Raw genomic sequence first — 18,790 nt, 5'->3', positions numbered from 1 at the left:
CTATACTACTATATTTCTTACGCTCTAGAGAATTTATCAACCAAATATTAAAAAAAAATGAGCGAATTAGAAAACATATCGCTTTCTAAATTCGCTCCATTTATGAAATTTCATATTCTTACATTATTCAAGTTCAATTAATAAGTCACCAGTTGAAATGGCATCGCCTGGTTTCGCGTAAATTTCTTTTATAACCCCATCGTTAGGTGCTTGTACAGTCGTTTCCATCTTCATTGCTTCTGTAATTAATAAATGATCTCCACGTTTTACACGACTACCATTTGATACAAGAACTTTTAATACCGTTCCAGGCATTGTTGCACCAATTTGATTCGGATTATTCGGATCTGCCTTAATAGCAATTGTTCCATCTGCTTCAACCGTTAAATCTTCAACTACGACTTCACGAGGTTGACCGTTAAATTCGAAGTAAATAACTCTCGTTCCATCGTGTTCTGCTTCACCAATCGATACTAATTTAATAATAAGTGTTTTTCCTTTTTCAATTTCTACTTCAATTTCCTCTCCGATTCTTAAACCATATAGGAATGAAGGCGTATCTAAAGCAGAAAGGTTGCCATATTTTTCAACAGCTTTAAAGTAATCTTCAACTACTTTTGGATAAAGTGCATAGGAGATAACATCTTTTTTCGTTAACGATTTGTTAACTTTTTTCTCCAGTTCTTCTTTCAATTTGTCAAAATCAACTGGTTCTAATAATTCACCAGGTCGAACTGTAATCGGGCTTCGATCTTTTAATATTACTTTTTGTAGTTCTTCAGGGAAACCACCGTGAGGCTGACCTAAATATCCTTGGAAAAATTCAACTACAGAATCAGGGAAATCAATCGTTTTTCCTTTTTCTAAAATGTTTTCCTCATTTAAATCATTTTGAACCATGAATAATGCCATGTCGCCAACAACTTTAGATGATGGCGTTACTTTAACGATGTCGCCAAATAATAAGTTAACACGAGAGTACATCTTTTTCACTTCATCCCAGCGATCAGCAAGGCCAACTGCTTTCGCTTGTTGCTGTAGGTTACTATACTGACCACCAGGCATTTCATGAACATAAATTTCTGAATGCGGGCTTTTCATGCCGCTCTCAAAATCTCGATAAAACTCTCGAACATCTTGCCAATAATAGGATAATTGCTCAAGAGAATCGATATCCGCACGTACTTGTCGATTTGAGCCGCTCATGGCATAATAAAGTGTATTTGCACTAGGCTGAGATGTTAAACCTGCCATGGAACTTAATGCCGTATCAACAATATCAACACCCGCTTCAATAGCTTTTGCATATGTGTAAATTCCATTGCCGCTCGTGTCATGAGTATGCAAATGGATTGGCAAGTCTACAGCTTCTTTTAGTTCAGAAATAAGCACATAAGCAGCTTCTGGCTTCAATAATCCCGCCATATCTTTGATGGCTAAAATATGTGCTCCAGCTCGCTCCAATTCCTTCGACATTTCTTTATAGTATTGAATTGTATATTTCGAACGAGTTGGATCTAAAATATCGCCAGTATAACAGATCGCAGCTTCTGCGATTTTGCCTGTGTTTCGAACTTCATCGATGGCAATTTCCATACCTTTAATCCAGTTTAAGCTATCGAAAATTCGGAATACGTCAATTCCTGCATTTGCAGCTTCTTTAATAAATTCGCGAATTAAGTTATCTGGATAGTTTGTATAACCTACCGCATTAGCACCACGGAACAACATTTGGAATAATATATTCGGAATTTGTTCACGGAGTTTCACAAGTCTCTCCCATGGATCTTCTTTTAAGAAGCGGTAACTCACGTCAAATGTTGCTCCACCCCAAAGTTCTAATGAGAAGAAATTATGCAACATGCGAGCATTATAATCTGCAATTTTATACATATCTTGGCTGCGAACTCGGGTTGCTAAGAGCGACTGGTGAGCATCACGGAATGTTGTATCCGTTAACAATACATCTTGTTGCTCCTTAATCCAACGAACAACTCCCTCTGGACCTTGTTCGTCTAAAAGTTGTTTTGTTCCCCGTGGTATCTCAGTGTTTTTAATATCCAATTTCGGTTTTGTTGGTTTGACAAAAATCGGTTTCTTCTTTTTCTCAATTCCAGGGAAGCCATTTAATGTTACATCCCCGATATATTTCAATAACTTTGTACCGCGGTCTTTGCGTGTAGCAAAGTTAAATAATTCAGGGGTTGAATCAATAAAACTTGTATCAAAATCACCAGATAAAAACTTCTCATGTAAAACAACATTTGTTAAAAATGGAATGTTCGTTTTTACACCACGAATTCGGAATTCACGCAAGTTTCGATCCATTTTCGCAGCAGCTTCTTTAAATGTTCTACCCCAAGTGGAAATTTTGACAAGCAAAGAATCGTAATAAGGGGTTACAACAGCTCCTTGGAATCCGTTGCCTGCATCTAAGCGCACCCCGAATCCACCGCTTGAACGATAAACCATGATTTTTCCTGTATCCGGCATAAAATTATTTGCTGGATCTTCTGTTGTAACGCGAGATTGAATCGCATGTCCAAATAAAGGAATTTCACTTTGTTCAGGGATTCCGATTTCTTTGGAATGAAGATTGTACCCTTCTGCAATTTTAATTTGCGCATGAACAATATCAATGCCCGTAATCATTTCAGTGATCGTATGTTCTACTTGAATACGCGGATTCACTTCGATGAAATAGAAGTCGTCACCGGAAACTAAAAATTCTACTGTTCCAGCATTCACGTATTCAACGTTTTTCATCAACTTAACTGCAGCTTCACAAATGGAGTTTCTCAAATATTCTGAAAGCGAAATCGATGGCGCAATCTCTACCACTTTTTGATGACGACGCTGAATAGAACAATCGCGCTCATATAAATGAACGATATTGCCTGCTTTGTCCCCTAAAATTTGCACTTCTATATGTTTCGGTTTAATAATCGCTTTTTCCACGTATACTTCATCGGAACCAAAAGCAGCCTTTGCTTCTGATTTTGCCCTTTCATAGGCACTCTGTAATTCGTCTTTTGAATGCACCAATCGCATTCCTCGACCGCCACCGCCAAGCGCCGCTTTAATCATCACTGGATAACCTACATCATCTGCAAAGCGCTCTAATTCCTCAAAGGATGAAACAGGGCCATCGCTACCAGGAATAACTGGAATTCCCGCAAGAATTGCTTGTTCCCTTGCTTTCACTTTATCTCCAAAAATTTCCAAATGTCTAGAATTTGGACCGATGAAAATAATACCTTCTTCTTCACAGCGTTTCGCAAATTCAACATTTTCAGCTAAAAAGCCATAACCTGGATGGATGGCGTCTGCTCCTGATTCTTTTGCGATTTCAATGATGCCTTCAATATCTAAATAAGCATCGATTGGACCTTTCCCAACACCAACGATATAGGCTTCATCAGCTTTATAACGATGGTGTGAAGCACGATCCTCTTGAGAATAAATCGCAACTGTCTTAATGTCTAATTCATTGCAAGCTCGTAAAACACGAATTGCAATTTCCCCTCTGTTTGCCACTAATAATTTACGAATTTTTCTCATTGTGTCCCCCTAAGTTTTCTTTTTTCTAGTTTCTCATACATAGAAACATTGATTAATATGCCCATTGCGAAAGATAGAACCAATATAGATGATCCACCGTAACTAATGAATGGCAACGTTACCCCAGTTAATGGAATTAGTCCCGATAAACCACCTAGATTAGTAAAGGTTTGGATGGCAATCCAGCTAGCAATGCCCGCTGATATCATTCTTGCTAAAGGATCTTTCGTAAGCAAAGCAATCAAAATTCCTTTAAATACGATAAATCCTAAACCACCAAGTACAATAATAACGCCTAACAAACCCAATTCTTCCGCAATTACAGCCATTATAAAATCAGTTTGCGGTTCCGGTAAATACCCCAGTTTTTGTACGGATTGACCAAGACCTACACCTTCTAATCCACCAGAACCAATCGCCATATAGCCTCGAATGACTTGAAGGCCTGAACCTTGCTCATACTCAAATGGATTTAAAAAAGCTTTAATTCTCCCAATTCGATTTTCTGTAAAAATTGAATCCCTTTTAAATAACGCTAAAATTCCAATAATGGCTCCACCAAAAAGTGCTAATTCCGCAAAAAATTTAAAAAAGGTTCGTATGCGAATTCCACTTGCGGCAACAACTGCTATAGCGATGCCAGAAATAATAAGCACAGCTCCAATGTCAGTTTCATTTGCCACAAAAAAGATAATCGCAATCCATACTATAATGGGATAAATAATATGGTTTGGGTGTAAGTCTACCATCGGTGTTTTTAAACTTTTGTTATAAAAGGCACCGGCAAAATACAGTATGATTATCAGTTTTGCGAGTTCTGAAGGTTGGAATGACATAATTCCAAATAAATTAATCCAACTTCTTGATCCCGTCTCGGCTTCACCCGTACCAAATAGCAATAACCAAAACATTAAAGTGATAATTAAACCAACCATAAACATCATAATTTTTTTCCTACTATAATGTTTATACGGGAAAAAAGCACCGAGAACAAAGGTAAAAAATGCAACCACTAAATTAAATAATTGTTTTTTATAATAATAATCCGGTTCTTTACCGTTGACAATAGCTACCATCATACTGGAACTATAAATCATGACAAGTCCAAATAAACATAGGAACACATATACGAAAAATAATGGATAATCAAAATTTCTAATATAGTATGAAATATATTTTCTCATAGTAAAGACCTCTTTTAGAAAAAAAACTCAAATCAAATCGATTTGAGTCTTCTGTTACTTGTTTGTGTTTGTATATGCTTCATGTAACAAGGACAATTCCTTTTCTAATGTATCCAAAATCTTCCTGCCTTGTTCACGTTCAATCAATCCCAACTTTACGGCGAAATCGATTTCACGGGATAAGCCAAACATTTGTGTATCCAACACTTCTTCATACAAAGGACACTGTGGCATCGTTAAATGGTCCATTTGCACTTTAATTAAACGAGCTATTTTATCTGCATCTTCCAATAACAATTCTAAAGCTTTTTCTTGGAAGGAAGCTTGTGTTTTTTTCTCCATGAGGACGCCCCCATTAATGTGATTTCTTCTATTCTATCTTTATAAAGTTTAGCTTTTAGCACATAAAAATGCAAGTAGCAAACAATAGGTAGAACCGTGATAAAAGATTATTTCTTTATTAAGATAGAATCTAGCTGTATACTGATATATGTAAAATAGTTAAGGGGGATATTTAAAAATGGAAAGCATCATTCCAATTAAAGGTAAAGTCAAGTATAAATTAACATTAGATCCATCCGTATGGATTTTTGATGATCGCAGAATTGATTTAAAATCTTATTTCACCAATCCGAAACAAGAAGAAGATGAAGATTTAAAATACTTATTTAACATGGGAAAACACTGGTCCCGTGAAATCATGGAAGGTGCAACATTCCCTCCTACATTAAAAACTGAAAGAAAATTTGACCGCCAAGGTATGAAAACTGGTACATTCGGAATGGAAATTAAATATTTTTTAAATCACGCTGAAATTGAAAAAGATGCAACTACAATTGTATTTGAATGCAAAGATGGTTCGGAACATGCTTTTCCAATTGAAGAAGCATACAAATTTATTTTTAAATATAGCCAAGATGGTAAGCCGCTAACAGAGGATGGACCTGTTCATTTAATTTTTGGAGATGGTTCAAACGTGGACAATCCTATCAAAAATATTTCCGCTATCCGAGTGGAATAGGATTGAGTGTATGCGTGTCCAATGTGTACTTTGTGATACCATCCACGAACTGGAAGACGACTCACCATTGGCTAAAAAATTAAGAAATCGACCAATACACACATATATGTGTGAAACATGCAATGATCGCATTACAACGAAAACCCTTGAACGATTAGCAACTGGAAAATTTCGATTTTTCCGCAGCTCATCTAGCATCGATGAAGAATTATAAAAAATATCCAATTAAACAACATATGACCTATTATGAAATTTACTCTATTTTCATAATAGGTCATTCTTTATCAAGAAACAGTGATTCCCTGTTGCTGTTATTCATTTTTAATTAATCTTTTCTCTAACATTTCAACCAATTGATACATGAGTGTTGCAAAAATCGCGATAATGAGCAACGACATTAACACGAGATTGAAATTAAACACTTGGAATCCGTAAATAATTAAATATCCAAGTCCTCGGGAAGAAACAAGGAACTCCCCAACAATAACCCCTACCCAAGAAAGGCCAACGTTTACTTTTAATGTAGAAATGATCGTTGGGAAAGAAGCTGGTAAAATCGCTTCCTTAAACATTTGCCATTTGGTTGCATTAAATGTTTGCAATACTTTTAAGTAATTGGCATCCACATTTCGAAAAGATGTGTAGATTACAATGGTTGAAATGATAACTGAAATGATTGCTCCCATCGTGATGATGGAAGTCATTCCTGGACCAAGCGCTACAATTAATATAGGTCCGAGTGCCACTTTTGGCATGGAATTTAAAACGACGAGATAAGGATCTAAAATTTTTGAAACAGTTGGGAACCACCAAAGTATGGCCGCTAAAATTGTTCCGATTAACGTTCCAAGAATAAACCCAAGAACCGTTTCAAATAAAGTATAGTTTATGTGGATAAATATCGTACCGTCTGATACCATATTCGTTAACAACTTAAATATTCTGGAAGGTGCACTAAATATGAGCGGATCAATCCAGCGTTTAGAAGAAGCCATCTCCCAAAGTACAAAAAATCCTACTAAAATGAAGAGCTGGTAAAACTTGATCCACCGTTTTTCCTTTGCTAACCGTTTTTTATATTGTAAATGAAGTTCTTTAATGTTCAAGATGTTCAAGCTCCTTCCATATTTGTTGGAATAATGGGGAGTAGCTTGAATGACTGCGAGCTTCAAATGGAGTTAACGTTCTAATTTCTTCAGGTATATCAAACACTTTATGAATTTTACCGGGTCTTGCGGAAAATAGATAGATACGGTCACTCATAGCTATAGCTTCACCTATATCGTGCGTAACAAGAATGGCCGTTTTATTATATTGCTTTAACATTTTTGAAACGAGATCCTCAAGCTTTAATTTTGACTGATAATCCAGTGCAGAAAAAGGTTCATCTAATAGCAAAATTTTCGGATCTACCGCAAGCGTCCTGGCTAGCGCCACCCTCTGTCTCATTCCACCAGATAGTTCTCTCGGATATTTTTTCTCCACTGGCGGTAACCCAACATCTTGCAATAATTTCGATGCAATGCTCATATCAACATGTTTGTTTAGTAGTTTTAATCCGAGTGTAATATTCTCTTCAATTGTCTTCCAAGGAAATAAATAATCTTGCTGAAGCATATAGCCAATGGATAACTCTTTATTTCCATACACTTGCTGATTTTCTATGAACACGTTTCCATAGGTCGGTTGAAATAATCCTGCTATTATGGATAACAATGTTGTTTTTCCACAACCACTCGGACCAATAAAGGAAACAAACTCTCCTTCTTCTATCGTTAAATGAATATCCCGTAACGCTTCCGTTGCCGCATCCTTTGAAAAATACGTATGGCTGACATGTTCTACAACTAAGAAGCTCATATTACTTCGAAACCTTCTCTGCGAAAGTTGTATCTACTAGTTTCGAATAATCCATACGCATCGGAAGTTCCCCTGCTTCATCCATAATGTCTTGCAAGTTATTCCACTCTTCTTCATCTAAAATTGGATCTTTGGCATAGGATTCTTGCTGGCGATAACGTTCTACAACTTGTGCAATCAATTCAATGTCCGTATCTTCAAAGAATGGCTGAATCGCTTTTGCCACCTCTTCTGCAGGTGCTTCATATACATAGTCTTGTGCTTTTTTAATAGCTCTTGTAAATTTCTCTGCCACTTCCGGATTTTTCTTTAAGTAGCTTTCTTTCGCCATAAACACCGTATATGGCACATGACCGGATTCTGTACCAAAGGATGCAACTACATGGCCAATACCTTCTTTTTCAAACACACTTGCTGTCGGTTCAAATAGTTGTACAAATTCACCAGTACCGGATGCAAAGGCTGTTGCAATATTGGCAAATTCAATGTTTTGGACTAAATTCAGATCCTTATGTGGATTAATTCCGTGTTTTTTAAGAACAAATTCTCCAACCATTTGCGGCATACCACCTTTACGTTGGCCAAGGAAAGTAGAACCTTTCAACATATCCCATGAAAATTCATCAATTTTCTCTCTAGACACTAAAAACGTACCATCTGTTTGAGTTAATTGAGCAAAGTTTTTTATCGGATCGTTAGCACCTTGAGCTGTCACATATATAGAAGTTTCAGCCCCTACAAGGGCAATATCTATCCCATCAGAAAGAAGTGCAGTCATTGTTTTATCCCCACCAGGGATAGTAGACAACTCTATTTCCAATCCTTCTTCTTCAAAATATCCATTGGAAATCGCAACGTATTGTGGTGCATAGAAAATCGAACGCGTTACTTCCCCTACTTTCACTTTTGTCATCTCTTTTTCTCCACAAGCAGCAAAGATAACCATTATCCCTACCAACATGACAGCAAGACTAATTTTCCACCATTTCATCCCTCTTACCTCCTTATTTCGTAGTTCTTTCAATTATCAAGAGTAGGTTATGCGAAGGAGAAAAAATGTGTGATTACCTAGAGATGGGAGAAAAATTCAATTTTGAGCGGATATTTTCTCCTCTTGAGTGGATAGCACACCGATTTGTGTAGATACGCTCCATGCTTGTGCGAATACTCTCTTCACTCGTATAGATAGCACACCAGCTCGTGCGGATACTCTCTCTGCTCGTGAAAATATCCTCTCCTCTCGTACAAATAGCATACTCTGGTAGATACTCTCTCCCCCACACATACAAATTCCTTATTTCTGTGAAATCTCTAACGACTTATAATGTTTAACATTTACTCTATTTACCAAAAAAGAGCGAATTGGGAAAACACAACGTTTTCTCAATTCGCTCTTCATCTAAGCACATTTTTTCTGTGACGTGACAGGGATTCTTCTATTACTTAAAAGACACTGCTACTTGCAAATTAATTCATAGGTGTTGTAATTGAATAGCGATAGAATCCCTAATCAATAATAAACTACCTAATATTCTAATGCATCTGGAATCACATTTTTCCACATACAAATTAAGCTTCTTGTTCTTCCTTCTTCTCTCGCCATAAACGAATTTTATAAAGAATTAATACAAGTGCTGCAACAATTAATCCTTCAATCATTGGCAAGAAAATCGCGAAGAATGTCAGAAGAATACAACCTAAAAATAGGAAAATATAAATAATTATATTTTTACCTAAACTAAGTTTTTTCGCAAAGCCGAGTTTATACACTATTGCAGATAAGATGAAAACTAAGAAAAAGATAATATATCCTGCAGTTGTATTGCTTGGAGCACTTTCGTAAACATAACGAGTAATCGGTGACATGCGATTAAACACTCGTTCTGTATCACTAAGTACTGGTGCAGACGCTAATATCAAACTGAAAAGCTTCAATTCGAACAACACCTTTCATACTTTAAAAGAAAGAATTATACTTGTTCAGCGTATTTTTTCTTTTTCGCTACTTTTTCTCTTTCGTTTTTATCTAATATTTGTTTACGTAAACGAATCGATTCTGGTGTTACTTCTAAGTATTCATCATCGTTTAAAAATTCCAATGCTTCTTCCAACGTTAAAATGCGTGGCTTTTTAATCACTGCAGTTTGATCTTTTGTTGCGGAGCGGATATTTGTTTTTTGCTTTTGTTTTGTAATATTCACAGCAAGGTCATTATCTCGGTTATTTTCTCCAACAATCATGCCTTCGTAGATTTCTGTTCCGGGCTCTACAAATAGAGTACCACGATCTTCAATTTGCATCATCCCATAAGTCGTTGCTTTTCCTGTCTCCATTGAAACAAGCGCTCCATTATGGCGTCCGCCAACACGACCAGGAACAACCGGTTGATAGCTATCAAATGAATGGTTAATAATACCGTACCCTTTTGTAATGGACATAAATTCCGTTGTATATCCAATTAGTCCTCGAGAAGGCACCATGAAAATTAGACGTGTTTGTCCATTTCCGTTATTTGTCATATCCATCATTTCGCCTTTACGATGTCCTAATGATTCAATGACTGCACCCACGTATTCTTCAGGAACATCCACTTGTACTCTCTCAACTGGTTCACATTTGACACCATCGATTTCTTTAATGATTACTTGCGGTTTCGATACTTGTAATTCATATCCTTCACGGCGCATGTTTTCAATTAAAATTGATAAATGTAACTCCCCACGGCCAGAAACGATCCATGCATCTGGAGAATCCGTATCTTCTACACGTAAAGAAACGTCTGTTTCTAATTGTTGTTTTAACCGTTCTTCTAGTTTACGAGCCGTCACAAATTTCCCTTCTCGACCTGCAAATGGAGAATTATTTACAAGGAAAGTCATTTGCAATGTTGGTTCATCAATGTGAAGCGGTGGCAATGCGTCTTGATGATCAATCGGACATACCGTTTCTCCGACGTTAATATCTTCCATTCCTGACACTGCAACAATATCTCCAGCGCTCGCAGATTCAATTTCTTCTCGTTTCAATCCTGAATAACCTAATAATTTCGTAACTCGATATTGCTTTACACTACCGTCTAATTTCATTAGTGCAACTGATTGGCCAACATGAATTTTTCCTCGGAATATACGGCCTACCCCAATTCGGCCTACGTAATCATTATAATCGAGCATCGTTACTTGGAACTGTAAAGGCTCTTCTGAATTATCAACTGGTGCTGGGATGTGATCTAAAATTGTATCAAATAAACATTGCATATTTTCTTCTTGATTTGCTGGGTCCGGATCAAGACTTGCTGTACCATTGACTGCAGAAGCATATACGACAGGGAAATCTAATTGATTTTCATCGGCACCTAATTCAATTAATAAATCTAATACTTCATCTACGACTTCAAGAGGGCGGGCAGAATCTTTATCAATTTTATTCACCACAACGATTGGCGTTAACTTTTGTTCTAATGCTTTTTTCAAAACGAAGCGAGTTTGAGGCATACATCCTTCAAACGCATCAACAACAAGTAAAACTCCGTCAACCATTCTTAAAATTCGCTCTACTTCGCCGCCGAAATCCGCGTGTCCTGGAGTATCTAAAATATTGATTTTTGTACCTTTATAGTGAACGGCTGTATTTTTTGCTAAAATAGTAATGCCGCGTTCACGCTCTATATCATTCGAGTCCATTACTCGTTCTTCTACATGTTCATTAATTCGAAAAGTTCCAGATTGTTTTAATAATTGATCCACTAATGTTGTTTTTCCGTGGTCAACGTGTGCGATGATTGCAATATTGCGAATATCTTCACGTAATTTCGTCATATTTCCACTCCAATTTCTTTGTTCATAAGATTAACTGTGTTATTATATCACAAGACCGTAAAAAATTGTCCTTTTCTGAAATATTACATTTTTTTAACATTTGGAACATTAAAGGGGGCGCTATGCATGAATAAAGCGAAAATCGTGATGTTTATATTTTCCTTAGCCGCACTTTTGTCAATGATCTCCATCGGTTATGCAATTGCTACGGAAAGCGTTGTAACAATCATTGCAAGTATCATTGCATTATGTGCTGTCATGGGACTTGGATTTCGCATGAAAAAAAAGTTTCGAGAAAAGGGGCTTTTATAAAATAAATGGCCTGACTAAAAAGTTTTGCACTTTTTGGTCAGGCTTAACTATTTTTTATAGTTCTTTCTCTGCTATGGTCACATCAATTGCGTCTCCTCGTCGAATTTATCAGCGACGAAAGCGATAGCGGCAGTCGTAATTAACGCTCATTCTTTTTGTTACCTCAATATCCTATTTTAATTCGATAAATTCATCTAACAACTTTTGATGAATGGATGGATTTGCAATTAAAAATGTATCATTGGACAATAAATTGAATGGTTCACCTTTTAAATTTGTTACAACGGCTCCTACCTCTTGTGCAATCACCATTCCTCCACCAATATCCCATGGCGCTAATCGCATTGATAGATAAGCATCAAGTTTCCCAGTAACAACTAAAGCGATTTCCATGGCAGCAGAGCCATAAGATCGAGTTCCTCTAACCGTTCGAATGAGATTGGCGATTTTTTCATGATTGATTTTTCCATTTTGAATCACCCAACTTGAATTGATGCCAATAATCGCTTCTTCAATTGTCAAAGGTTCTAATTTACGAATTGGATGATGGTCAATATACGCTCCTTCTCCTCGTATTGCATATATCAGCTCATTCCGCATGACGTCATATAAATATCCTAGCTTCCCTACTCCATCAACAAAAAAACCAACTGTAATCATGAAATTGCGATGTTGTTTAATAAAGTTCATTGTGCCATCAATCGGGTCAATAATCCAAATGGGGCCATCAAGTGTGACGATTTTGTCGCCCAACCCTTCTTCTCCCATAATTTTATGGGATGGATCTAATTCTTTTATTTTCTTTACAAAAAATTGCTCGATTTGACAATCAATATTTGTCACTAAGTCATTCGCATCTGTCTTCGTTTCTATAATCAATTCCTTCGAAAAGGATTCTCGTATTTGTTCGCCAGCATCATAAATCAATTTTATCGCAAATTCATTTATTTTTTGTAAATCCATTCCACTAACCCTACCTTCTTTATCAGCAATCGAATTCTTCTATTCTAGTATATTATTTACAAAATTCAGAAATTTACTTCGGATAAAATAAACGAAATATTCTAATACTTTAACATTTTAACATGAATTCTTCAAATGGACCCCTGTTTATTTTAGTTGTATATTTCATGTAAAGTCTTTATTTTTTTCATTTTCAAATTGTTATTATATACTTTTTGAGAAGGAAAGAGGGTTAGCAGGGAGTAATTTTTTCAAAAATATTAAGGAGTTATATTTTCAAAATAAAAAATCACTTGCTCTACAAATGAAAGCAAGTGACTTTAATGGAAGGGAAAATGTTTACGCATATGCGTGCAGACCATTTAGCTCATCCTGAATTTCTTTTAAACGTTTTTTACATCTTTCCATTTCTTTCGTATCGTTTTCCTGCATCGCGGAATATAAGGAAGCCAACTCATAATCTAATTCTAACCGTAAAACATGTTCATATTGCTTTTCAATATCGACTTTGCGGATGATCTTAACCGTTTGTTTCATGAACATCACTTTCCTTTCCCAATTATTTTTTGTCAAAAGGATAAATGCTATTGTTACAAGATTTTTCCCAAAAAACGTGAAAAATAAACATTTGATTCAAAAAGGAGGAAAACAAATCATGGTCGATATAAAATGGACAAATTCCGATTTCAATGTCTTTACCATTGACGGCTTAGATCATCGGATGGATGCACTAAAAACCATCGTACGTCCAAAATTCGAAGCATTAGGTAACCATTTTGCCGGTTATTTCAGCGCTAAAACTGGAGATGAATTTTTTGCCCATATAGCAAAACATGCAAGAAGAACAGTCAATCCGCCTAACGATTCATGGGTAGCATTTGCACCTTACAAACGAGGTTACAAATCACTTCCTCATTTTCAAATTGGGCTTACGCACACCCATTTATTCATTATTGTTGCAATTATTTATGAAGCCCCACAAAAATCTGCCATGGCAGATCGTCTATTAAATTCAATCGATGTTTTTTACGAATTGCCAGATGATTTTATTATTTCAGGGGATCATACATCTTTAGATGCTATTCCGCTAAAAGAAGCATTGAACGGTCAATTGAATGAACTTCTTGTTCGTTTAAGAGACGTCAAAAAAGGAGAATTTTTAGTTGGGCGTCATATTCCTCGGGAACAATGCATAAATCTATCTTCGGAAGAGTTTTTAAAAGTCGCTGAAAATACTTTTGAAGCCCTTTTCCCAATTTACGATATCATCGTTGGGAAAAATTAGGATTTCCAATCGGATATATTTACAGATATAACTTCCTATTTTGAGGAAAAGTCGATTTTCTGCTATATGTTGTATAATTAATATGCTCAGGACGACTTTAATCATTACATTTTTCTTCCGCTTTTTTTCATCAAATTCATTTATAAACTCCATTAATGATTCATATATTGATGTTTGGGAAAGGAAAAAAGGAGCGTAAATGACCGCTCCTTTTTGTTGTCTTTATCTTCGTTTTTTTTGTGATTCAAGTACAATTGTTTCCCCATTTTCTAGTTCTCTTGCCTGTTTCACTACCGGGTAACTAGCATATCCACTGACCTCTTCAAATTCACGAAACAGCGTTTTTTCTTCTGCTTTCGATGGAACGATTTCTTTAAAACGCCGATACTTTTCTAACATCACTTCTCTTTTAATGCCTTTTTCATATGCTTGTTCAATTCCTTCAAAAAATTTTACTACCGCGATAATTTCTTCCGTTGTCCAATCCGGCGAAATAGGATACGCATATTCCATTGACAGTACCTCTCTTTTTTCTCTTTATCTTCCCCACTTTAATCGGATTTCTTCCGCTTCCCGGATCATTCGATCAATCAGTTCTTTTACAGTTGGTACATCTTTTATTAAACCAGTTACTTGTCCTGCCCAACCGAATCCGTTCTTTGCATCTCCATCGTAAATGAAGCGTTTATTGGCCTTTCCGCTTATGTATTCTTTTAACGCTTCATAAGTAGGGTTTTCCTTTTCAATTTCCAAAATTTTTTCAGTAAATTCACTTTTTAATGCGCGAGCTGGTGTTCCTAATGAGCGTTTGATAACCGTAGTATCTGTTTCTGTACTGTTGATTAGCGCGTCGATATAGGCAGGTGATGCATGCACACACTCTTTTGTCGCAATGAATCGTGTCCCCATTTCGATTCCTTCTGCCCCAAGGGACAATGCTGCCATCAAACCACGACCATCGCCAATTCCCCCAGAAGCAATTACCGGGATTGAGACGCTATCTACTACTTGCGGAACAAGCACCATTGTCCCCACATCATCACGACCTAAATGCCCTCCACCTTCTTGTCCTACAACCATCACTGCGTCCGCACCAAGTTCTTCAGCTTTTTGTGCTTGACGGCGCGCCGCTACTAATACTAACTTTTTCACATCAACACCTTCAAGTAATTTGAACATCGGTGCTGGATTTCCTCCAGTCATCGATATAACGGGCACTTTTTCTTCAATGGCTACTTCCACCATTGGTTCATATCCTTTCCCGTAATTGCCAAAAGCAAAATTGACGCCGAAAGGTTTATCCGTTTTCTCTTTCGTTTTTCGAATTTCTTCTCTTAATTGTTCTGGGGTTTCTAAACTGAGAGCAGTAATTTGTCCAAGTCCACCAGCATTAGATACGGCTGCAGCTAAATCTGAGTATGCTAAATAAGCTAAGCCACCTTGTATGATTGGATATTGTATTCCTAATAATTTCGTTACTCTTGTATCCCAATTCAACATTTACATCCCCTTTTCATCATAATTATTTATATAGTTCTTCAATAAAACTTAATTTTCCTTTAATTTTTTATAGCATGTGTAACCTATAGATGCTATAATTTCTTTGTTTTGAATATTAATTAAAAGCGAGGTGGTACCTGCGTTGTCACAGTTAGAAACTCCTTTGTTTGACGCATTGCTAAAACATCGAAACAGACATCCAATCCAATTCCATATTCCCGGACATAAAAAGGGACAAGGAATGGATCCTGCGTTTCGAGAATTCGTCGGAAACAACGTTTTATCAATTGATTTAATCAATATTGCTCCACTAGATGATTTACATTCACCAAAGGCTGCTATTAAAGAAGCTCAAGAACTTGCTGCACAAGCTTTTAGTGCTGATTATACATTTTTCTCTGTTCAAGGAACTAGTGGTGCTATCATGGCCATGATTATGTCTGTCGTCGGTCCAGGAGATAAAATTTTGGTACCACGAAATGTTCATAAATCAACAATGTCAGCGATTATTCTTTCAGGTGCTATTCCGATATTTATTTATCCTGAAGTGGATGAAGAATACGGTATCACCCATGGAATCTCAGCAGAATCCGTTGAAAAAGCAATCGAAACATATCCTGATGCAAAGGCTGTACTTGTCATTAATCCAACATATTTTGGTTTTGCTGCTGATTTAAAACGCATTGTGGATATCGCACATGCTTCAAATATACCAGTAATCGTTGATGAGGCCCATGGCATTCATTTAAAATTCCATGATGAACTACCACTCTCAGCAATGGAAGCCGGTGCAGACATGGCCGCAACAAGCGTACATAAGCTGGGAGGGTCTTTAACGCAAAGTTCTGTATTAAACGTTCGAGAAGGTCTTGTGAGCGTAAGTCGAGTTCAATCAGTGTTATCAATGTTGCAAACGACTTCAACTTCATATCCGCTATTAGCATCCCTCGACTGTGCTAGAAGACAATTAGCAGTTCATGGATATGATTTAATTGACCAAGCCATTCGCCTGGCAAAAGAAGCAAGAAAACGAATTAACAAAATTCCTCACTTAAAAGTTGCTGGAAGAGAAAAATTGCATTCTTCTGCTACATTCGATATGGATCAGACAAAATTGTTGATCAGCGTAAAAGATTTAGGAATTACAGGTCATCAAGCGGAGGAATGGCTTCGTCAAAATGCGAATATTGAGGTAGAGCTATCTGACCTATACAACATCCTTTGTCTTGTGACATTAGGCGATACAAAAAAAGAAATTAATTTGCTAATTAACGCGCTCCAACGTATGTCTCAAACCTTTGATTCTGAAGCTTGCGTGAAAGAAACAGAAGTCAATGTACCGGACATTCCTGCGCTTGCCATGACACCAAGAGATGCCTTTTATTCCAGTACAGAAGTAATTCCTTTTAAAGATTCCGCTGGTTATATTTGTGCTGAATTTATCATGGTATATCCTCCAGGCATTCCAATCTTTATTCCTGGGGAAGTCATTACAGAAGAAAATATAAAGTATATTCAAATGAATATTGAAGCAGGATTGCCGGTTCAAGGTCCAGAAGATGCGAGTCTACAAACCATTCGGGTTATTAAAGAACGCAAACCGATATATTAGTATGCATTAAAAGATGAAAGCATTCTAGAATCTACTAGAATGCTTTTTTACATAAAAATATATGCAAATATTGGACATAAAATCGCACCAATTACCGCACTAAGCCCCAAAGATAATGAGCCAATCGACAAATCCAGTTCACTATAATCCACAAGTTTAGACGTTCCAACTCCGTGACTAGCGCTCCCCATCGCAATTCCACGACTAATGGATGATTCAATTTTCCCAATGGAAAACACAACAGAACCAAGTAATGCTCCTGTAAATCCTGCAATCATTACCAATACGGCAGTAAGAGGTGGGATCCCGCCAATTGTTTCACTCACTTGCATTGCTACAGGTGTCGTAATGGATTTTGGTAAAGCTGTTAATATTAATTCTTTATCTAATTTAAAAATAACAAGCAAAGTATAAATACTAATTAAACCACTCACCATGGCTATCAAGATACCAGATAGAATCGTATATTTATATTTCAACACCATTTCCCACTGATTGTATAAAGGATAAGCTAATGCCACAACTGCTGGACCCAGCAAATGTTGTAAATAACGTCCGCCTTCCATATACACTTCGTAAGGAATATTCAATAAAAGCAGTCCTGCAATAATAATAATCGACGAAGTTAAAATTGGCATGAAAAACTGATAAGGGAATCGTTTATGTAATTTCACCATTAATAAAAATATGATAACGGTGCTAATGATGGATATACTTGCTTGCATGATCCATTTCTCCCTTCTCCTTCTTCTCTTTCATTGCTAGCTCTTTTTTCTCAATCCATTGACAAATCAAACTTGTTGTGATTAGTACAAATAGTGTACTAACAATAACGGATGCCATTAATAATGAGCCAGACAAGGAGAAAAGCTCAGGATAATTAATTATGCCAATCATCGGTGGAATAAAGAACAACATCATAAAACCAATTAAAAAGGATGCACCATCTTTTATATAATCTACTTTTATCCATTTTAACTGCAAGCATATAAATAAAAGCACTAACCCTATAACACTAGCTGGCAATGGTAGTTTTGTTAAATTACCAATTAATACACCAGCATAATAAAAAATATACAGAATCAAAATTTGAGCGATTATCCGAACGACTCTCATAGAATCATTAGAAAAAGGAAATCCTTTTTCTAAACTCACCTCCGTATCCGTTATTTTATACCTGTGACAAAATAATGTCTATTCTTTTAAATTTATAAAAATCAAAACTATCTAAAAATTGAAGATAAATTCTTAATTTATGAGGATGAATTCTCGAATAAACGGATAAATGCATTTTTACAATGAAGGAGCTGGCATCTTTTTTTTGATGTAATTGCTCCATTAAATAAGAATATCCTTCTTTTGTAGATAACACTCTAGCTTGTGCAGATTAATACTGCTCTTGTGCATATTCCTTATTTAATTGTGTGGATGTTTCACCTGCTCGTGCGAATAAATCAACCTTTTACATAAATAGCTCTCCTCTTGTGTAGATAACTTATCTGCTTGTGTGGATACATCAGCAGCTTGTGCGGATAGCTCCCCTACTTGTGTGAATGGCTTCCATTCTTGTGTAGATAACCACACATCTCGTGCGGATAACCTTCAAGCTTGTGTGGTTAGCATATAATCTTGTGCGAGTTTCCCCACAATACGTTTCCTCCTCATTATATGGAT

20 protein-coding genes are annotated in these 18,790 nt (G+C 36.5%); 5 read left to right on the top strand and 15 right to left on the bottom strand.

The window, feature by feature from the left end:
• Window positions 1-123: 123 nt before the first annotated feature.
• Genes pyc through NST98_RS00090 form a run of 3 tightly spaced genes read right to left on the bottom strand, consistent with a single transcriptional unit; the run spans window position 124 to window position 5,087 of the window.
• A complete protein-coding gene (pyc, locus tag NST98_RS00100) occupies window positions 124-3,561 on the bottom strand; it encodes a pyruvate carboxylase (RefSeq protein WP_340714082.1) in 3,438 nt (1,145 codons plus the stop codon).
• The gene (locus tag NST98_RS00095) at window positions 3,558-4,745 is read right to left on the bottom strand and encodes an FtsW/RodA/SpoVE family cell cycle protein (RefSeq protein WP_016837543.1); all 1,188 of its coding nucleotides are present in this window, start codon (window positions 4,743-4,745) and stop codon (window positions 3,558-3,560) included. Before NST98_RS00095 ends, pyc begins: the two co-directional genes overlap by 4 nt.
• Before the next feature lie 54 nt (window positions 4,746-4,799).
• Window positions 4,800-5,087, bottom strand: coding sequence for a YlaN family protein (locus NST98_RS00090; protein WP_016837544.1), 288 nt, complete (start codon window positions 5,085-5,087; stop codon window positions 4,800-4,802).
• Between the two features lie 178 nt (window positions 5,088-5,265).
• Here NST98_RS00090 and NST98_RS00085 point away from each other — a divergent pair, with 178 nt between their 5' ends.
• Window positions 5,266-5,766 carry a hypothetical protein gene (locus NST98_RS00085; RefSeq protein WP_016837545.1) on the top strand — a complete coding sequence of 167 codons (501 nt, stop codon included), beginning with the start codon at window positions 5,266-5,268 and terminating at the stop codon, window positions 5,764-5,766.
• Between the two features lie 10 nt (window positions 5,767-5,776).
• Complete coding sequence (locus NST98_RS00080) at window positions 5,777-5,980, top strand: YlaI family protein (protein ID WP_016837546.1); 204 nt, start codon at window positions 5,777-5,779, stop codon at window positions 5,978-5,980.
• A gap of 97 nt (window positions 5,981-6,077) precedes the next feature.
• On the opposite strand, the gene NST98_RS00075 is transcribed toward NST98_RS00080, so the two are convergent.
• The 5 genes from NST98_RS00075 to typA all read right to left on the bottom strand — a co-directional run bounded on the left by NST98_RS00075 (window position 6,078) and on the right by typA (window position 11,444).
• Entirely contained in the window at window positions 6,078-6,872 is a 795-nt protein-coding gene (locus NST98_RS00075) for an ABC transporter permease (RefSeq protein WP_016837547.1), read from the bottom strand.
• Entirely contained in the window at window positions 6,862-7,626 is a 765-nt protein-coding gene (locus NST98_RS00070; RefSeq protein WP_016837548.1) for an ABC transporter ATP-binding protein, read from the bottom strand. Before NST98_RS00070 ends, NST98_RS00075 begins: the two co-directional genes overlap by 11 nt.
• 1 nt (window position 7,627) lies before the next feature.
• Window positions 7,628-8,617, bottom strand: coding sequence for an ABC transporter substrate-binding protein (locus NST98_RS00065; RefSeq protein ID WP_340714081.1), 990 nt, complete (start codon window positions 8,615-8,617; stop codon window positions 7,628-7,630).
• A gap of 578 nt (window positions 8,618-9,195) precedes the next feature.
• Window positions 9,196-9,561, bottom strand: coding sequence for a YlaH-like family protein (locus tag NST98_RS00060; RefSeq protein ID WP_016837559.1), 366 nt, complete (start codon window positions 9,559-9,561; stop codon window positions 9,196-9,198).
• Between the two features lie 35 nt (window positions 9,562-9,596).
• Window positions 9,597-11,444, bottom strand: coding sequence for a translational GTPase TypA (gene typA, locus NST98_RS00055; RefSeq protein ID WP_016837560.1), 1,848 nt, complete (start codon window positions 11,442-11,444; stop codon window positions 9,597-9,599).
• A gap of 126 nt (window positions 11,445-11,570) precedes the next feature.
• Here typA and NST98_RS00050 point away from each other — a divergent pair, with 126 nt between their 5' ends.
• Window positions 11,571-11,756: a DUF5325 family protein gene (locus NST98_RS00050; RefSeq protein ID WP_016837561.1), complete on the top strand. Its 186-nt coding sequence runs from the start codon at window positions 11,571-11,573 to the stop codon at window positions 11,754-11,756.
• 171 nt (window positions 11,757-11,927) lie between these two features.
• Here the strand turns inward: NST98_RS00050 and NST98_RS00045 are convergent, their stop codons facing one another.
• Together NST98_RS00045 and NST98_RS00040 are read right to left on the bottom strand one after the other, a co-directional pair.
• Window positions 11,928-12,719, bottom strand: coding sequence for an inositol monophosphatase family protein (locus NST98_RS00045; protein WP_096550562.1), 792 nt, complete (start codon window positions 12,717-12,719; stop codon window positions 11,928-11,930).
• Between the two features lie 339 nt (window positions 12,720-13,058).
• Window positions 13,059-13,256: a hypothetical protein gene (locus NST98_RS00040; RefSeq protein ID WP_340714080.1), complete on the bottom strand. Its 198-nt coding sequence runs from the start codon at window positions 13,254-13,256 to the stop codon at window positions 13,059-13,061.
• Between the two features lie 118 nt (window positions 13,257-13,374).
• On the opposite strand from NST98_RS00040, the gene NST98_RS00035 reads away from it, so the two are divergent.
• On the top strand, window positions 13,375-14,004 hold the full coding sequence (locus NST98_RS00035; protein WP_340715635.1) for a YktB family protein: 630 nt from the start codon (window positions 13,375-13,377) through the stop codon (window positions 14,002-14,004).
• A gap of 222 nt (window positions 14,005-14,226) precedes the next feature.
• Here the strand turns inward: NST98_RS00035 and NST98_RS00030 are convergent, their stop codons facing one another.
• Complete coding sequence (locus NST98_RS00030) at window positions 14,227-14,517, bottom strand: UPF0223 family protein (protein WP_340704306.1); 291 nt, start codon at window positions 14,515-14,517, stop codon at window positions 14,227-14,229.
• Between the two features lie 24 nt (window positions 14,518-14,541).
• Window positions 14,542-15,501 (bottom strand): NAD(P)H-dependent flavin oxidoreductase, encoded by a 960-nt coding sequence (locus NST98_RS00025; protein WP_340705476.1) that lies wholly within the window; start codon window positions 15,499-15,501, stop codon window positions 14,542-14,544.
• Between the two features lie 145 nt (window positions 15,502-15,646).
• On the opposite strand from NST98_RS00025, the gene NST98_RS00020 reads away from it, so the two are divergent.
• Window positions 15,647-17,116 carry an aminotransferase class I/II-fold pyridoxal phosphate-dependent enzyme gene (locus NST98_RS00020; protein ID WP_340714079.1) on the top strand — a complete coding sequence of 490 codons (1,470 nt, stop codon included), beginning with the start codon at window positions 15,647-15,649 and terminating at the stop codon, window positions 17,114-17,116.
• A gap of 47 nt (window positions 17,117-17,163) precedes the next feature.
• On the opposite strand, the gene NST98_RS00015 is transcribed toward NST98_RS00020, so the two are convergent.
• The 3 genes from NST98_RS00015 to NST98_RS00005 all read right to left on the bottom strand — a co-directional run bounded on the left by NST98_RS00015 (window position 17,164) and on the right by NST98_RS00005 (window position 18,700).
• Entirely contained in the window at window positions 17,164-17,841 is a 678-nt protein-coding gene (locus tag NST98_RS00015) for an LrgB family protein (RefSeq protein WP_016837568.1), read from the bottom strand.
• Complete coding sequence (locus NST98_RS00010) at window positions 17,816-18,232, bottom strand: CidA/LrgA family protein (RefSeq protein ID WP_026019007.1); 417 nt, start codon at window positions 18,230-18,232, stop codon at window positions 17,816-17,818. The genes NST98_RS00015 and NST98_RS00010 overlap by 26 nt, the downstream gene beginning before the upstream one ends.
• A gap of 300 nt (window positions 18,233-18,532) precedes the next feature.
• Complete coding sequence (locus NST98_RS00005) at window positions 18,533-18,700, bottom strand: hypothetical protein (protein WP_340714078.1); 168 nt, start codon at window positions 18,698-18,700, stop codon at window positions 18,533-18,535.
• Between the last annotated feature and the right edge of the window lie 90 nt (window positions 18,701-18,790).

It is taken from the genome of Ureibacillus sp. FSL W8-0352 (assembly GCF_038004345.1).
In the GTDB taxonomy this organism is placed as follows: domain Bacteria; phylum Bacillota; class Bacilli; order Bacillales_A; family Planococcaceae; genus Ureibacillus; species Ureibacillus thermosphaericus.
The sequence above is the reverse complement of the archived record's forward strand: the minus strand, read 5'-3'. Positions and strand labels throughout refer to the sequence as shown.

Excerpts from the sequence above, each read along its gene's own strand:
- NST98_RS00045 (WP_096550562.1), bottom strand. The coding sequence starts at position 12,719 with ATGGATTTACAAAAAATAAATGAATTTGCGATAAAATTGATTTATGAT.
- NST98_RS00080 (WP_016837546.1), top strand. The coding sequence starts at position 5,777 with ATGCGTGTCCAATGTGTACTTTGTGATACCATCCACGAACTGGAAGAC.
- typA (WP_016837560.1), bottom strand. The coding sequence starts at position 11,444 with ATGACGAAATTACGTGAAGATATTCGCAATATTGCAATCATCGCACAC.
- NST98_RS00040 (WP_340714080.1), bottom strand. The coding sequence starts at position 13,256 with ATGAAACAAACGGTTAAGATCATCCGCAAAGTCGATATTGAAAAGCAA.
- NST98_RS00010 (WP_026019007.1), bottom strand. The coding sequence starts at position 18,232 with ATGAGAGTCGTTCGGATAATCGCTCAAATTTTGATTCTGTATATTTTT.
- NST98_RS00090 (WP_016837544.1), bottom strand. The coding sequence starts at position 5,087 with ATGGAGAAAAAAACACAAGCTTCCTTCCAAGAAAAAGCTTTAGAATTG.
- NST98_RS00035 (WP_340715635.1), top strand. The coding sequence starts at position 13,375 with ATGGTCGATATAAAATGGACAAATTCCGATTTCAATGTCTTTACCATT.
- NST98_RS00095 (WP_016837543.1), bottom strand. The coding sequence starts at position 4,745 with ATGAGAAAATATATTTCATACTATATTAGAAATTTTGATTATCCATTA.
- NST98_RS00050 (WP_016837561.1), top strand. The coding sequence starts at position 11,571 with ATGAATAAAGCGAAAATCGTGATGTTTATATTTTCCTTAGCCGCACTT.
- NST98_RS00065 (WP_340714081.1), bottom strand. The coding sequence starts at position 8,617 with ATGAAATGGTGGAAAATTAGTCTTGCTGTCATGTTGGTAGGGATAATG.
- pyc (WP_340714082.1), bottom strand. The coding sequence starts at position 3,561 with ATGAGAAAAATTCGTAAATTATTAGTGGCAAACAGAGGGGAAATTGCA.
- NST98_RS00015 (WP_016837568.1), bottom strand. The coding sequence starts at position 17,841 with ATGCAAGCAAGTATATCCATCATTAGCACCGTTATCATATTTTTATTA.
- NST98_RS00030 (WP_340704306.1), bottom strand. The coding sequence starts at position 14,517 with ATGGAATATGCGTATCCTATTTCGCCGGATTGGACAACGGAAGAAATT.
- NST98_RS00070 (WP_016837548.1), bottom strand. The coding sequence starts at position 7,626 with ATGAGCTTCTTAGTTGTAGAACATGTCAGCCATACGTATTTTTCAAAG.
- NST98_RS00085 (WP_016837545.1), top strand. The coding sequence starts at position 5,266 with ATGGAAAGCATCATTCCAATTAAAGGTAAAGTCAAGTATAAATTAACA.